The sequence below is a fragment of the Bacillus sp. BF2-3 genome (assembly GCF_008368795.1).
GTDB classification, from domain to species: domain Bacteria; phylum Bacillota; class Bacilli; order Bacillales; family Bacillaceae_G; genus Bacillus_A; species Bacillus_A cereus.
This window is the reverse complement of the sequence record NZ_QOSA01000011.1, coordinates 48,350-63,558: the sequence shown is the minus strand read 5'-3', so window position 1 is coordinate 63,558 and position 15,209 is coordinate 48,350. Positions and strand designations below refer to the sequence as shown.

Below are 15,209 nucleotides of genomic sequence, written 5' to 3'. Positions count from 1 at the left end.
CATTCTTTTGTTATGAAGAGAAGAAATGTAATAATAAATAGAATTGAACTATTTGATGGAAGGTGAGAGCATGCGTTTACTTGTAGTAGAAGATAATGCTTCGTTATTAGAGTCTATCGTACAAATTTTACGTGATGAATTTGAAGTAGATACGGCAATAAATGGAGAAGATGGATTGTTTTTAGCTCTTCAAAATATATATGATGCAATTTTGCTGGATGTGATGATGCCAGGGATGGACGGATTTGAAGTGATTCAAAAAATACGAGATGAAAAGATTGAAACACCAGTCCTGTTTTTGACAGCGAGAGATTCTTTAGAAGATCGGGTGAAGGGATTGGACTTTGGTGGAGATGACTATATTGTTAAGCCATTTCAGGCCCCTGAATTAAAAGCGAGAATTCGTGCTTTACTACGCAGAAGTGGTAGTTTAACAACGCAGCAAACAATTCGCTATAAAGGCATTGAATTGTTCGGAAAAGATAAAGATGTTCAAGTAGATGGAAAAGGTATGAAGTTATCATTAAAACAATATGAGCTTCTAGAGTACCTTGTTCAAAATAGCGGAAAGATTTTAATGCGTGAACAAATTTTTGATCGTGTTTGGGGATTTGATTCAGATACGACAGTAGCGATTGTAGAAGTGTATGTGCATCATTTACGTAAAAAATTAGAGCCATTCGGTTATCAGAAAGATATTCAAACCGTTCGAGGTATTGGATATATATTAAAAGAACAATGAAAAAAGGAAGTATGTTTCAAAAAACACGCATTCGTTTGACTATAGTGAACTCATTAGTATTTATTCTATTAATAGGTATATTAGGCAGTATTATTTATTCGTACACATACAAGCGTATTTATAGTGAAGTAGATCAATCTATAAAAATGATAGCTCAGTATAGAGAAAAATTAGATGTTAAAGTACCACCAAGAAAACGCATGGAGAATATCCAAATTGGAGATCCGCGAGTAACTAGAATAACTTGGAATGGGAAAATAGTGAAAATAGAGGGCGATAACCGTAAATTCCGTTCTATTTTTGAAGAGAATTTGGAAAGTTTTTCTCCCGAAAAATTAGAGGAGTTACAAGATATTGAAGTACAAGGACGATATTTTAGAGCATTTTCGCTTCAAAAAGATGGAGAAATAGTTCAAATCGTGCGAGATATAACAGCGGAAGAAGGAATGTTAAATACTTTATTTTTAATTCTCGTTATAGGTTGTAGCATAGGAAGCCTCTGTGCGATAGGTATTGGCTTTTTCCTAGCTGGTAGAGCACTTGTACCTATTCAAAGTTCATGGGAGAAACAGCAACAATTCGTTTCTGATGCATCACATGAACTCAGGACACCACTTGCAGTTATTCAATCAAAAACGGATGTTTTATTCCAGTCACCATCCGCTACGATAGAAGAAAAAGCGATGGATATTTCTACAATTTCAAAAGAATGTAGGCGGTTATCGAAACTCGTTAGTAATTTATTATTGCTAGCACGTTCTGATTCTAATCAAATTGAGATGGATAAGAAAATATTTGAACTTGATAAATTGTTAGAAGAAATAGTAGCTCCATATAAAGAGATTGCTTCTTATCAAGAAAAAGAAATGATGCTAAAAGTAGAACGTGGTGTATCTTTTATGGGGGATAGAGAGCGGATTCATCAAATGATGGTCATACTGTTAGATAATGCGATGAAGTATACAAACGAAGGTGGGCATATTCAAATTGATTGCACGCAAACGAGTAGTTCAATTCGCATACAGGTGAAAGATGACGGGATAGGAGTGAAAGAAGAAGATATTCCGAAATTATTTGATCGTTTTTATCAAGGGGATAAAGCAAGAAGTACGTCAGAAGGAGCTGGATTAGGTCTTTCAATCGCAAATTGGATTGTAGAAAAGCATTACGGAAAAATATCAGTAGAGAGCAAATGGGGAGATGGCACTTGTTTTGAAGTGATTTTCCCTAAAAATCAAAAAATATAAGTAAGAAGACGACCTTGTTTTTACAAGGTCGTCTTTTTTTAAGGGAAAGTTAAGAAACTATTTATATTATGTATGGCATAAAGAAAGTTCGTTACATGAAGAAGAGATTAGGTGTATGTGAGTGGGGTTTATCAATCATAATGTTATCTCAAGCAGCGATGAGATGTATGTATAGTATTAAAAAAACTAGGGGAATGATGGGAAAGAAAGTATAAGAGGGAGGAATTAATTTTGAAAAAGAAAATGATGACGGTATTCACTATTGGAGTAATGAGTTTAAGTATATTAGGGGGGGCCTCTCCTTCTGAAACACAAAAAGGAAAGACAGATTACACGCAGCGCAGTAAAGAACAATTGAACAATGGTAAGATACATGCAGTGCATACAGAAGAAAAAGCAGAGAAACTAGGTATTGAAACGGAAGGAAAAGAACAAATTACACTAGAAAAAGAAATTCATGAAACAGAAGTAGGAAGGGAAGCAGAGCAGTTAGGCATATCGATTGAAGGAAAAGATGTTGGGATGCTGTCAGAAGAAATCTATGAAACAAAAGTAAAGCAAGAAGCGTTAAAGCTAGGTATATCTATAGAGAATACATCAATTGTAGATTTAATTACTCAAATTAATGCGATTAAAATTAAAGATGAAGCAGATAAATTAGGTATTTCGACAGATGGAAAAGAAATCGAAGACATCGCGGAAGAAATCTACGGAAAGAAAGTAAGAGAAGAAGCAGGAAAGTTAGATATTTCTCAAAAAGGAAAAGAAATTGAAGAGTTAGCACAAGAAGTGTACGAACAAAAAGTACAAGAAGAAGCAAAAAAACATCATATTGATTTGTATGGTAAAGATATATATCAAATATTAAGAGAAATTAATGAACAAAAGGTGCTACAAATGGCAGATGAGCTTAATATGGATAAAATGAATATGAATATTCAAGAGTTAGCGGAAAAGATAAAAAAAGATCAGCCTGAAAAAGGAAAAGAACTAAATTTTGTACCGATGGTACGAACGGATGCTGACGCATTTTATTCTTATTTAACGAATTAATAAGGGTGTGAAAGCGATAAGAAAATTGAAGTGGTATATATGTACAGCTTTACTAGGTGCAGCAATATGGAGTGTATATACAAATGGAATTCCAAAGTATGTAGAGAAGTTAACATTCTCAAATATACAAAGAGGAAAAGAAACGGAGTTTAGTAATAACGATGAAAAAGTCATCTTAGCAAATGTTCCCTTAATTCAGCAGTTACCAGAATTGGATAGAGGCTGTGAAGTGACGAGCTTAGCGATGATGTTACAATACGCTGGTGTTTCAGTGGATAAGATGACATTAGCAAATGAAATAAAAAAAGTTGATTTTATAGACGATGGTGTGCGCGGGAATCCGAATGAAGGATTTGTAGGTAATATTTACACATTTTCTGAATCGGGATATGGTGTATATCATGGGCCACTTTTTCAGTTAGCGGAAAAATATTTACCTAATAAAGCTGTAGACTTAACAGGGAAGAATATAGAAGAAATTTATAAGAGTATAAAAGCAGGGCAACCTGTAGTCATGATCACAAATGCAACATTTGCACCATTAGATGAAGCTGAATTTACTACATGGGAAACAAATAGTGGAGATGTTTCTATTACGTATAATGAACATTGTGTTGTACTTATTGGGTATGATCAGGAATCTGTATATATTCGAGATCCACTTGAGGATAGCTTAGATGTAAAAGTACCGAGAGAAACCTTTGAACAGGCATGGGTACAAATGGGAAGTCAGGCAATTAGTTATGTAAAGAGCGCTAAATAAATTAGGACGAAGATTTTTAGTAATATGACTATAAGGTGAAGGATAAAACATTTGAGGATTATAAGAGAAGTTTTATAGAGTAGAAGCTGTTAAGAAATAAGAGAACTTTAGCATATATAATGCTAAAGTTCTCTTATTTTTATGATTAAAATACGTATAAGGAGTGAATATGCAAAAATGCATAATTGACGAAAAAATTACATGTTATCATTATATATTGTTTTATATATATTAATTGTATAAAATGACACAAGTATCCACATTACATAAAGGAGGCTTATTATGCAAAAAATATTTAACTGGGTTAAATGTATGAGTATCAATAAAAAATTAATCATTTCATTTTTTATTATTTTAACTATACCAGGAATTATTATCGGTGGTGTTTCATATCAAACTGCCAAAACAAATTTTGAGCATCAAATGACAGATAAGGCAAAGGAGAATATTTCGATTTTAAATACTGTTATTTCTCAAAATATAGAAGAGAAATTTGTTGATGCGACGTACTTTGCAGACATCTTAACAGAGGATACATATCTAAATGGACAAGAAGAAATAGTAAGAACGAAGTTAGCACAATATATAAAGCTTCATCCAGAAGTAGAAGGTATTTATATTGGAACAGAGACGGGAAAGTTTATAAGAGAACCATTTATTCAAATGGCTGATGGGTATAATCCAACAGATAGATCTTGGTATAAAGAAGCACATGAAAATAAAGGGAAAGTAATTGTTACTGCGCCATATCAGTCAGCATCTACAAAAAATATGGTAGTGACGATTGCGAAAGAAGTAAAAGATGGTAAAGGTGTTATAGGAATTAATTTAAATTTAGATAACATCTTAAAAATTTCCAAAATGATTAACATTGGTGAAAAAGGTTATGCAGTTATTTTAGATCAAAATAAGCAAATTGTTAGTCATCCATCTAGAAAACCAGGTGCAAAAGTTACTGATCCTTGGATTAAACCAATTTATGAAGATAAACAAGGAAATGTGTCTTATACAGAACAAGATGATAAAAAGAATTTAATCTTTGCAACAAATGAGAAAACGGGCTGGAAAGTAGTTGGTGTTATGTTCGATGAAGAAATTACCCAAGCTGCCAGTCCAGTGTTTTATAAGACTTTGATTGTCATTGCTATCGCTATTGCATTTGGTAGTATATTAATTTATTTCATTACAAAGTCTATTACAAGGCCATTACGAAAAATAGCTGAATCGGCATATAAAATTAGTAAGGGAGATTTAACAGAGAAAATTACAATCCATTCCAAGGATGACATAGGGAAATTAGGGAATTCATTTAATGAAATGTCTACGTCTTTACAAGATGTTATTACCCAAATTAGCTTTTCAGCAGAACATGTTGCAGCATCGGCAGAAGAGTTAACAGCGAGCGTACAGCAAGCAAATGATGCGACAGATCAAATTACAATTGCAATGGAACAAGTATCAGGTGGGGCTGAATCACAAAGTCAAGGTGTTGAAGAAGGTGCGGCTACATTGCAACAAGTAAATACAGCAATTCAAGATGTAACTGGAAGCGCAGAGTCAATTTCTATTTCTTCATTACATGCGCGAGAAAGAGCTGAAGAGGGAGAAGATTTAGTTGAACAAACTGCAAAACAAATGCAGTCTATTTCTAGGTCGGTATCCGAGTCAGATGCTATTATTAAACTTCTTGATGAGAAATCAAAGCAAGTAGGAGCTATTTCTGAAGCAATTCAAAACATCGCAACTCAAACAAACTTATTAGCTTTAAATGCGGCTATTGAAGCAGCAAGAGCAGGTGAACAGGGACGAGGATTTGCTATTGTAGCAGATGAGGTTAGAAAATTAGCAGAGCAATCAGGAGAGTCATCTGGAGAGATTGCAAATTTAATTGCAGAAATTAAGGCGGATATTGAACATACTGTTAAGGCAATGGATAATGTGAATGGAGAAGTTCAACAAGGCCTTGATGTTGTAACAAAAACGAAAGTAAGTTTTACGGAAATTTTAAGTTCTACTACACATATTGTTTCTCAAGTTAATCAAATGGTAGAAACAACGAAGAGAATTGCTGGAGATGCAAATGAAGTGACAAATGCTATTGATGAAATTGCAGCTGCTGCAGAAGAAAATACAGCTAGTATGCAAAGTGTTGCAGCTTCAACAGAAGAACAGGTTAATTCCATGGAGGAAATTAGTTCAGCTTCGCAAAACTTAGCTGAGATGGCAGAAGAACTACAAGCGATGACTAGTAAATTTAAAGTATAATAACAGCAGATAAGTAAGGTGAAAATAATATCACCTTACTTATTTTTCTATTCAGCAATTAGGGGAGTCATTAACGGGATGAAAAAAAGAAAAAGACTATGGAATTTATGGAAAACGATTACATTGTTAGTTTGTACAGTTGTAATTTTTTCTTTACTTGTGACAGATATATTAATTAGTCATAATGTAGAACGGACGACGGAGGATAGCCAAGCAGAGAAGGCAAAAACAATTGCACACATTGTGGCGAATGATTCGATTGTAATCGATGGTTTGGTTGGGAAAGCAGATACCTCTGCAATCCAAACGTATACAAATAGAATATTACAAAACACAGGTGTTCAGTTTATTGTAGTTATGGACATGAATGGAATAAGAAAGTCACATCCAAATCCTCAAAAAATAGGGCATCATTTTATTGGGGGAGATGAAGGGCCTGCATTGAAAGGAAAAGAACATGTATCGTTAGCAGAAGGAACTTTAGGTATTTCCATGCGAGTGTTTGTACCAATATTTTCTGAAACAGGTGAACAACTTGGAGCTGTGGCTGTTGGTATTTCAGCAGATAATGTAAAAGAGAGAGTTAAGGAAAGTAGACATATCATTTATATTGGTGTCGGAGTTGGTGTATTAGTCGGAATTATAGGAGCAATATTGCTAGCTAGACATATAAAGAAAAGTTTATTCGGTCTTGAGCCGCACAGGATAGCAAAAATTCTTGAAGAAAGAAATACGATGCTACAATCTGTAAAGGAAGGTATTATTGCTGTAGATAAAGAGGCTAGAGTAACATTAATTAATAATGAAGCGAAACGTCTATTTAAAAAAAGCGGACTTGAAGAAGATTTTATCGGTAAAGATGTTGAGTTGTATATGCCAAATTCACGTATAAAAGAAGTATTGCAAACGGGAGAAGTACAATTAAACGAAGAACAAAATATTTATGGAATTACGATTGTGACGAATCGAGTTCCTTTATATGTAAAAGGAGAAATAGTTGGTGCAATTGCAACATTTCGTGATAAAACAGAGATTAGAAAACTAGCAGAGGAACTAACTGGTATTAGACTATATGCAGAAGCATTACGGGCACAATCTCATGAGTTTATGAATAAGATGCATGTCGTATTAGGGCTTACACATATGAAGCAGTATGAAGAATTACAGAAGTATATAAGCGGCATGGTATCAGAGCATCAATATGAAATTGGTGGAGTTATGAAAAGAATAAAAAGTCCAGTATTTGCTGGTTTTTTACTAGGTAAGCTCAGCTATGCTAGAGAGAAAAATATAAAATTAATTATAAGTGAAGATTCTTATATGCCGGAAATAGATGATGAAAGTATTACTCATGAACTTATTACGATTGTCGGAAATTTAATTGATAATGCATTAGAGGCAGTTACGAATTGTGAAAAGAAGCGAGTTGAAGTTAAGATACAACATGGGGATATACTAACTATTACAGTACAAGATACGGGAAAAGGTATACAAGAAAAAGAAATAGAGCAATTATTTACGAAAGGTTATTCCACAAAGGGAGATAACCGCGGTTATGGTTTGTATCTTGTAAAAGAAAGTATACAGCGAATAAATGGGGAAATTCATATGCATTCATTAGTAGGTAAGGGAACAACGATAACAATTGAAATACCTAAAGGTAGGGATGAGAGGCAAATATGATTAAAGTTTTAATTGTAGAAGATGACCCGATGGTAGCAATGCTAAATACGCATTATTTAGAGCAAGTAGGAGGATTTGAACTTGTTCAAGCAGTTAACTCAGTAAAGCCGGCGATCGAAATATTAGAGAAATCACGAGTAGATTTAGTATTACTTGATATTTTTATGCCTGAAGAGACTGGTTTTGAGCTTTTAATGTATATCCGGAACCAAGAAAAAGAAATTGATATTATAATGATTTCAGCTGTACATGATATGGGAAGTATTAAAAAAGCATTACAATATGGTGTAGTAGATTATTTAATTAAACCATTTACATTTGAACGATTTAAAGAGGCATTAACTATATATCGAGAAAAACTTACTTTCATGAAAGAACAACAAAAAATTAGTCAATCGGAATTAGATTCGTTAATTTTACAAAAAGAAAAAAGGGAGCCTACTGTCACGAAAGAGCTTCCGAAAGGGTTAACGAAGCAAACGTTGCAATTAATTTGGCAGAAGATCGAGTCGTTGAATGGAAGAGTGTTTACAACAGATGAAATGGCACAATTAGTTGGAATTTCAAGAGTTTCTATTCGAAAATATGTAATGTTTTTGACTGACATTGGAGTGTTAGAAAACGAAATGATGTACCAACATGTGGGCAGACCTGTAAGTAAATTAAGATGTGTTGATCAAAAGAAAATAGAGTTTTACGTATAAGCGACTTAATATAAGTCGCTTATACTTTTTTTAATTACAAAATCAATTACAAAACTTACAAAAACTATTTTTACTATTGAAAGCGTTTTAATATTGTTATTAAGAAAACGAGGGGGTGCCATATGGGAATTCAAAAGAATGTGGAAGCGGTATCATTTTCTGAAGGAAATGAAGTACAAAGAGAATCTTTCGCTTCTAAAATTATGAATGTAAAAATCGGTGTTATACCTTTACCGTTATATGTAGTATTGGCTGCTATTATTTATGGGGCATCTGTATATAATAAATTGCCAGCAGATATGATTGGTGGATTTGCAGTTATTATGATCATGGGGATTTTCTTAGGCGATATTGGGATGAGAATTCCAATTTTAAAAAATATCGGCGGTCCAGCAATACTTTCGTTATTTATTCCATCATTACTTGTATTTTTTAACTGGATGAATCCAGCTTCAATGGAAGCTGCGACTATGTTAATGAAAAAATCGAACTTTTTATATTTATATATTTCTTGTTTAGTAGTCGGAAGTATTTTAGGAATGAACCGTAAAGTGTTAGTACAAGGTTTCGTTCGTATGTTTATTCCTTTAGTAGTAGGGACGTTAGCTTCTGTAGCAGTAGGGTTATTGGTCGGTTCATTATTTGGATTTGAAATGAAGCACACATTCTTCTTTATCATCGTACCAATTGTGAGTGGTGGTATCGGGGAAGGGATTTTACCATTGTCGCTAGCTTATAGTGATATTTTAAATGAATCATCAGCGACGTTTGTATCACAGCTTATTCCAGCAGCTATTATTGGAAATATGTTCGCAATTGTAAGTGCAGGGTATATGAAGCGTTTAGGTGAGAAGAAACCGGAGCTTAGTGGTAACGGTGTATTAGTGAAAACAGACAATCAAGCAGAATTATTAAAAGAACAAAATACAGAGAAGCCAATTGACTTCTCATTAATGGGAGCAGGTTTATTAATTGCGTGTACGTTCTTCATCTTTGGAGGATTTGCTTCTAAGTTCATCGGTATTCCTGGGGCAATCATTATGATTTTTTCAGCAGCACTTGTGAAATACTTTAAATTAATGCCAGCAAAAATGGAGCAAGGAGCATTCCATTTATATAAATTTATTTCGAAGAATTTAACTTGGCCTTTAATGGTTGGATTAGGATTGCTATATATTCCGTTAAAAGACGTAGCAGCAGTTCTTTCAGTAGGATATGTTGTTGTGTGCGCATCGGTTGTTCTTACAATGGTAGCATCAGGTTTTCTTGTAGGGAAAGTGATGAAGATGTATCCAGTTGAATCGGCGATTGTAACTGGATGTCATAGCGGTTTAGGCGGAACTGGAGATGTTGCTATTTTATCGGCTTCAAATCGTATGGAATTAATGCCGTTCGCGCAAATTTCAACTCGTTTAGGCGGGGCGGCAATGGTTGTAACGGCGACAATATTATTAAAAATGTTTTCATGATCAAACAAGCTAGCTATATTCATATAGCTAGCTTGTCAAATTAAGGGGAGATTATAAGTATGTTAGCAAATCAAATTAATGAAAGATCATTGTTATTGCATAAAGAATTAGTAGGGAAAATTGAAATTACAAGTAAAGTGGAGGTAAATTCAGCGGATGATTTAAGCCTGACGTATACACCAGGTGTAGCGGAGTCGTGTAAAGCAATTGCGGCAGATGAAGAAACAGTGTATGACTATACAGCACGTGGCAATATGGTGGCAGTTGTTTCAGATGGAACAGCGGTACTCGGTTTAGGAAACATTGGACCGAAAGCGGCTATGCCTGTTATGGAAGGAAAAAGTATTTTGTTTAAGAAGTTTGCGAATGTAGATGCTTTCCCATTATGTTTAGGCACAACGGATGTAGATGAAATCGTTACCCTTGTAAAAAATTTAGAGCCTACATTTGCAGGGATTAATTTAGAAGATATTGCAGCACCGCGTTGTTTTGAAATTGAAAAACGATTAAAAGAAGAAACGAATATTCCTGTATTCCATGATGATCAACATGGAACAGCTATTGTCGTTTTAGCAGCTGTTATTAATGCATTAAAAGTTGTTAGCAAACAAATGGATAATGTGAAAATCGTTATTAACGGTGCGGGTTCGGCAGGAATTGCAATTGGAAAATTATTATTAAAGGCTGGTGCAAAGCACATTACGTTAGTTAGCCTAGAAGGTATTGTTTGTGAAGGTGAAACATGGATGAACGAAGCACAAATTGAAGTTTCAAAAAAGACAAATCGTGAACATGTGCGTGGAACGTTAAAAGAAGCAATTCACCAAGCTGATATTTTTATTGGCGTATCTGCTCCTAACGTATTAACGAAAGAACTTGTACAGACGATGAATGAGAAAGCAATTGTGTTTGCAATGGCGAATCCAATTCCAGAAATCTTCCCTGAGGATGCATTAGAGGCTGGGGCAGCTGTAGTAGGAACTGGACGCTCGGATTATGCGAATCAAGTAAATAATGTATTGGCGTTTCCCGGAATATTCCGCGGTGCGTTAGATGTGCGCGCAACTGATATTACAGAAGAGATGAAATTAGCGGCAGCATATGGGATCGCTAACATCATTACTGATGAAGAACGTAATGCGAATTATGTAATCCCGAATCCATTAGATAAAAGAGTTGTTCCAAGTGTTGCAGAAGCAGTAGCGAAAGCAGCTATTGATTCAGGCGTGGCACAAATTACGAAAATACCACGTTATTAATAGCGAAAAGCAGTGCCTAAAAGGCACTGCTTTTTTGAGATAAGAAATCAAAATAATGAAGAAGTGTAGAATTATTTATGTTTCTTCACTATTTATTTAATTCCATTGCAACTTGTTTACCATTCACTAAAACCTCAGTTACTGCTACGATCACTTCTATCATTTTTTTCATCTCTCATCTCTCCTCGTTTCATTTCTTACTTTAAGTATAAGAGAAGAGAGATAATTCAACTATCGAAGTACATGACGTAGAAATTACATTGTTGTAAGAAAGTGGTTTATTTTTGTCACTTTACTCAGCAGTGATTACAAACTGATCATAATATTTTTCATTCACATATATATTTAATAACCATAATCCAGATGAAGGTAGTGACATAGTGAGAGGGAGTTCGTTTGTAGTAGAATCGATTGTATTTGAAGTAGTCCAAGTTTGTTTGGAAGTTTCTTTTTGAAAGAGTACTTGTGTCGGAGTTACAGATCCTTGTTTTAGCGCAATAATAGACAATTTTCCAGTTGGTATTTCAGAATCTAGAAAGTGCCACATTATTTCATTTTGTTCATTTGCGATAATAGGACTATCAGCCATTGCGACTTTACCTTCGATGCCTTTTAAAGGTATTTTTCCTTCTACGAAAGAAGGTGTTTCTTCCCAATTTACATCTTTTAAAACACTAAGGTGAAAGAAGGAAGGTGCGTTCACTTGAGTGGATGACGTTGCTATTACGTCTTTTTTTTGTTCTTTTGAATCCGGTTGCGTTTGTGTGCATCCAGTGATGAGGAAGGAGAGAAGTAGCATAGTTCCGATTTTTTTCATGGTGCCACACTCCTAGTTTTTATTGTTAGTGTAATTGTATTTGCTAGAAGGCGGGACAATTCCTTTAAAGTATAAAAAGAGGTCGTAAGTTTTGTACGACCTCTTTTGACATTTTTATCCCGTAAAAGCCCGATTGGTGTAGGTTAATAATTAGTGGGAGATAGTCCCCACTAATTAAAGTTTCATTTTATATTTGTTCCGTTGTATAGGTTGGTTCGGTTTCTTTTTGAGGCATCGTCAAAAAAATAACGGACAGAACGATACATACGCCGCCTAATAATTGATATGTTCCAAAAGATTCATTTAGCCAAGTGATTGAAACGATGGCAGCTACAAGGGGTTCAATGCTAGATAAAATGCTTGTTTCTGTTGCTGCTAAATATTTAAGACTACCGATATATAGAAGGAAAGAAAGGGTACCACTAATAATGATAAGAATAAGCATAGAAAAAGTTTTTAGTGTAAGGGTTTGTGAAAATTGATTCCACCCGAATGAACGATTATAAATAAGTAGTGCAATTCCTCCGATTAACATCCCCCAACCAATTACTACAGTTGTCCCGCATTCTTTAATGAGAGAAGCCGGATGAAGGGTATAAAATGCAAATCCGATTGCTGTTAATAGTCCAAAAATAATAGCTTCTTTGGATAAAACAATATTTTCAATTGAGCCATTTGTAATAATAAAGTATGTTCCTATTAGCGCGGCTATAATTGCGAATAGTTGCATGGAAGCAGGGAATTTTCTTTGTTCAAATGCAACATACATGGTAATAAGAACAGGACCTAGAAATTGAAATAGCGTTGCTGTGACTGCATTACTAATATGAACCGTTTCGATAAAGGCGTATTGCGCACCGAGCATGCCGAGAATAGAGAAAATAATAAGTTGTATAGAATATCTAGGGTGTTTCCAAATTTGAAATATGTTTTGTTTCTTTATAAGTAAGAAAGACAAAATAAATATTCCTGCAAGCAACAATCGAATTGTTAAAAAATCAATTGAGGATACATTAGTATGTTGAAATAGCCACTGAATCATTGGACCAGATAATCCCCATAATGTAGCCCCTGTAATAATCATAATGAGTCCGATACGTCTACCATTGTTCATTATCATGTTTCTCCTCTCCAGTATTTGATTTTTTATGTGTGACATGATAAAAGGAATTATATATAACTTCTGGTACTGTAAAAAGTATCAGATTTTAGTTTTATTAAGGGGTCAGATATTATGTTAGAATTAACGCCTAATTTAAATATGAATAGTAAAAAGGCATTGTATGTGCAATTGTATGAGTATATAAAAAAAGAAATTAAAGATGGATCGATTGTCCCTTTTACGAAATTACCGGCTAAGCGAAAGTTAGCGATACATTTACAAGTAAGTAAAAATACAGTAGAGGCAGCGTACGAACAATTACTTGCAGAAGGTTATATTGAGTCGATATCGAGAAAAGGTTATTTTGTATGCAAGATTGAGCAAATGGTTCATATAGAGGATAGCGGAGATAGAATAGAAGAAGTACCGTTTCAGGAGAAGAGTTATAAATTTGATTTTACACAAACAGGAATTGATACAAATGCTTTTCCATTCAATATGTATCGGAAAATTGTAAATGAAATATGGCAGCCGCATAATAACGAACTTCTCTTTCTAGGACACCCTCAAGGAGAAGCGAGCTTAAGAGAAGAGATTACGAATTATTTGTATGAATCTAGAGGTGTACGTTGTTCAGCTAGTCAAATTGTATTAGGAGCGGGAACACAAATATTAGTGAAACTATTGTTTCAATTGTTAAAGGGAAGCAATTATGCAGTTGAAAACCCAGGGTATCATAGAAAGATGGTTGTTTTTGAACAGGGAGAAGCAAGAGTCCAAATGTTATCTTTAGATAGAGATGGAATTTGTATTGCAGATTTAGAAAATAGCAATGCGAATGTTGTATTTGTTACACCTTCCCATCAGTTTCCGTATGGAATGATTATGCCTATTACGAGAAGGATGCAGCTTTTACAATGGGCCAAGAAAGAAGAGAGCAGGTATATTATTGAAGATGATTATGATAGTGAATTTCGCTATTCTGGAAAGCCTATACCGGCGCTGCAAGGGTTAGATACAGAGGGGAAAGTTATTTATATGGGGACGCTATCTAAAGCATTATTACCATCGCTACGGATGAGCTATATGGTGTTGCCGAAGAAATTAATTAAAAAGTATCAACAGCAATATTTATTTTATACACAAAGTGTTTCAAGAATGGACCAAGAAGTGATTAGAAGATTTTTAAATGAAGGCTATTGGGAAAAACATATTCATAAAATGCGTGTCGTCTACCGAAAGAAGAGAGATCGACTTGTTTTTGAAATAGAGAAGTATTTCTCTAATCGTGTTGAAGTGATAGGAGAAGATTCAGGATTACACATTTTATTAAAAGTGCATAATGGAATGCGGGAAGAAGAATTAATTCAAGAAGCTGCGAAACATAGTATCAAAATATATCCTGTGTCTACGTACTATAAAGACGATACTGCACCTGAAAATGTAGTTTTACTTGGGTTTGCGATATTATCAGAGGAAGAAATTGCGAAAGCGATTCAATTATTACACACGGCATGGTTTACAATAAAGTAAAAAACATCCTCCAAACATGAGGATGTTTTTTATTATTTATTTTCATCTAAGAATAAGACCATATGCTCTTCGTCCCAATATTGTCCGTTATATTTTAATGAACGTTCTTGTACACCGAATGTTTTAAAACCTAATGATTCATAAAGTTTTTTCGCTCCATCGTTGCCAACAACAACATCAAGCATAACTTGTTCTACTTCTAAAGATTTAGCAAGCTCAAGACATTCTTTAATAAGTGCTTTTCCTGCTCCAAGTCCGCGCGCTTTTGGAGATACATATACAGAACCGATTTTAGCTTTATGTTCTTGTTTTACATATGGTTTCGTTTCCAGTGTTGCAACCCCGATTAATTTTCCATCTTTAAATGCACCTAGCGTATAGTTTTCATCTTGTGCTAATTTTTGTGCTTTATATTCAATCGCACACTCTTTATTAATAATATCTTCATAAGAAGAGCTGAATGCTTCAGGGTTTTGCTTTAATCCTTCTACGCGAAGTTCTAAGTAAATTTCTGCTTCGTCTTTTGTTAATACATGGATATCCAATTATATCACCCTCCAAATCTTTGCAAA

The 15,209-nt window shown here is 34.4% G+C and carries 13 protein-coding genes and 1 pseudogene; 11 read left to right on the top strand and 3 right to left on the bottom strand.

What is annotated here, in order from left to right:
• Positions 1-70: 70 nt before the first annotated feature.
• The 10 genes and pseudogenes from DN401_RS10970 to DN401_RS10930 all read left to right on the top strand — a co-directional run bounded on the left by DN401_RS10970 (position 71) and on the right by DN401_RS10930 (position 11,185).
• Positions 71-742 carry a response regulator transcription factor gene (locus DN401_RS10970; RefSeq protein WP_001238621.1) on the top strand — a complete coding sequence of 224 codons (672 nt, stop codon included), beginning with the start codon at positions 71-73 and terminating at the stop codon, positions 740-742.
• Positions 739-1,989 (top strand): sensor histidine kinase, encoded by a 1,251-nt coding sequence (locus tag DN401_RS10965; protein ID WP_000715835.1) that lies wholly within the window; start codon positions 739-741, stop codon positions 1,987-1,989. The genes DN401_RS10970 and DN401_RS10965 overlap by 4 nt, the downstream gene beginning before the upstream one ends.
• A 231-nt stretch (positions 1,990-2,220) precedes the next feature.
• Positions 2,221-3,042, top strand: coding sequence for a hypothetical protein (locus DN401_RS10960; protein WP_000728585.1), 822 nt, complete (start codon positions 2,221-2,223; stop codon positions 3,040-3,042).
• A 7-nt stretch (positions 3,043-3,049) separates the two neighbouring features.
• Positions 3,050-3,805: a C39 family peptidase gene (locus DN401_RS10955; protein WP_033689701.1), complete on the top strand. Its 756-nt coding sequence runs from the start codon at positions 3,050-3,052 to the stop codon at positions 3,803-3,805.
• Positions 3,806-4,087: 282 nt separating this feature from the next.
• A pseudogene (locus tag DN401_RS30575) lies at positions 4,088-5,131 on the top strand (HAMP domain-containing protein); the annotation flags it as partial.
• Positions 5,123-6,070, top strand: a complete 948-nt coding sequence (locus DN401_RS30570; protein WP_433846465.1) for a methyl-accepting chemotaxis protein — start codon at positions 5,123-5,125, stop codon at positions 6,068-6,070. The pseudogene DN401_RS30575 and the gene DN401_RS30570, both read left to right, overlap by 9 nt.
• 78 nt (positions 6,071-6,148) lie before the next feature.
• Complete coding sequence (locus DN401_RS10945) at positions 6,149-7,753, top strand: sensor histidine kinase (RefSeq protein ID WP_000746421.1); 1,605 nt, start codon at positions 6,149-6,151, stop codon at positions 7,751-7,753.
• Entirely contained in the window at positions 7,750-8,457 is a 708-nt protein-coding gene (locus tag DN401_RS10940) for a response regulator (RefSeq protein WP_149287674.1), read from the top strand. Before DN401_RS10945 ends, DN401_RS10940 begins: the two co-directional genes overlap by 4 nt.
• Positions 8,458-8,579: 122 nt before the next feature.
• The gene (locus DN401_RS10935) at positions 8,580-9,926 is read left to right on the top strand and encodes a 2-hydroxycarboxylate transporter family protein (protein WP_000512722.1); all 1,347 of its coding nucleotides are present in this window, start codon (positions 8,580-8,582) and stop codon (positions 9,924-9,926) included.
• Positions 9,927-9,985: 59 nt separating this feature from the next.
• Complete coding sequence (locus DN401_RS10930; protein ID WP_000880780.1) at positions 9,986-11,185, top strand: NAD(P)-dependent malic enzyme; 1,200 nt, start codon at positions 9,986-9,988, stop codon at positions 11,183-11,185.
• 292 nt (positions 11,186-11,477) lie between these two features.
• Here DN401_RS10930 and DN401_RS10925 read toward each other — a convergent pair whose 3' ends face one another.
• A complete protein-coding gene (locus DN401_RS10925) occupies positions 11,478-12,002 on the bottom strand; it encodes a DUF4871 domain-containing protein (RefSeq protein WP_000719691.1) in 525 nt (174 codons plus the stop codon).
• 187 nt (positions 12,003-12,189) lie between these two features.
• Positions 12,190-13,116 carry a DMT family transporter gene (locus tag DN401_RS10920; protein ID WP_001059054.1) on the bottom strand — a complete coding sequence of 309 codons (927 nt, stop codon included), beginning with the start codon at positions 13,114-13,116 and terminating at the stop codon, positions 12,190-12,192.
• Between the two features lie 120 nt (positions 13,117-13,236).
• Here DN401_RS10920 and pdxR point away from each other — a divergent pair, with 120 nt between their 5' ends.
• Positions 13,237-14,637 (top strand): MocR-like pyridoxine biosynthesis transcription factor PdxR, encoded by a 1,401-nt coding sequence (pdxR, locus tag DN401_RS10915; protein WP_000891876.1) that lies wholly within the window; start codon positions 13,237-13,239, stop codon positions 14,635-14,637.
• Positions 14,638-14,669: 32 nt separating this feature from the next.
• Here pdxR and DN401_RS10910 read toward each other — a convergent pair whose 3' ends face one another.
• Complete coding sequence (locus DN401_RS10910; protein WP_000351212.1) at positions 14,670-15,182, bottom strand: GNAT family N-acetyltransferase; 513 nt, start codon at positions 15,180-15,182, stop codon at positions 14,670-14,672.
• Positions 15,183-15,209 lie beyond the last annotated feature (27 nt).

Bases quoted from the DNA above. Each gene is read 5' to 3' on its own strand.
- DN401_RS10930 (WP_000880780.1), top strand. From the start codon at position 9,986: ATGTTAGCAAATCAAATTAATGAAAGATCATTGTTATTGCATAAAGAA.
- DN401_RS30570 (WP_433846465.1), top strand. From the start codon at position 5,123: ATGTCTACGTCTTTACAAGATGTTATTACCCAAATTAGCTTTTCAGCA.
- DN401_RS10925 (WP_000719691.1), bottom strand. From the start codon at position 12,002: ATGAAAAAAATCGGAACTATGCTACTTCTCTCCTTCCTCATCACTGGA.
- pdxR (WP_000891876.1), top strand. From the start codon at position 13,237: ATGTTAGAATTAACGCCTAATTTAAATATGAATAGTAAAAAGGCATTG.
- DN401_RS10965 (WP_000715835.1), top strand. From the start codon at position 739: ATGAAAAAAGGAAGTATGTTTCAAAAAACACGCATTCGTTTGACTATA.
- DN401_RS10945 (WP_000746421.1), top strand. From the start codon at position 6,149: ATGAAAAAAAGAAAAAGACTATGGAATTTATGGAAAACGATTACATTG.
- DN401_RS10940 (WP_149287674.1), top strand. From the start codon at position 7,750: ATGATTAAAGTTTTAATTGTAGAAGATGACCCGATGGTAGCAATGCTA.
- DN401_RS10935 (WP_000512722.1), top strand. From the start codon at position 8,580: ATGGGAATTCAAAAGAATGTGGAAGCGGTATCATTTTCTGAAGGAAAT.
- DN401_RS10920 (WP_001059054.1), bottom strand. From the start codon at position 13,116: ATGAACAATGGTAGACGTATCGGACTCATTATGATTATTACAGGGGCT.
- DN401_RS10970 (WP_001238621.1), top strand. From the start codon at position 71: ATGCGTTTACTTGTAGTAGAAGATAATGCTTCGTTATTAGAGTCTATC.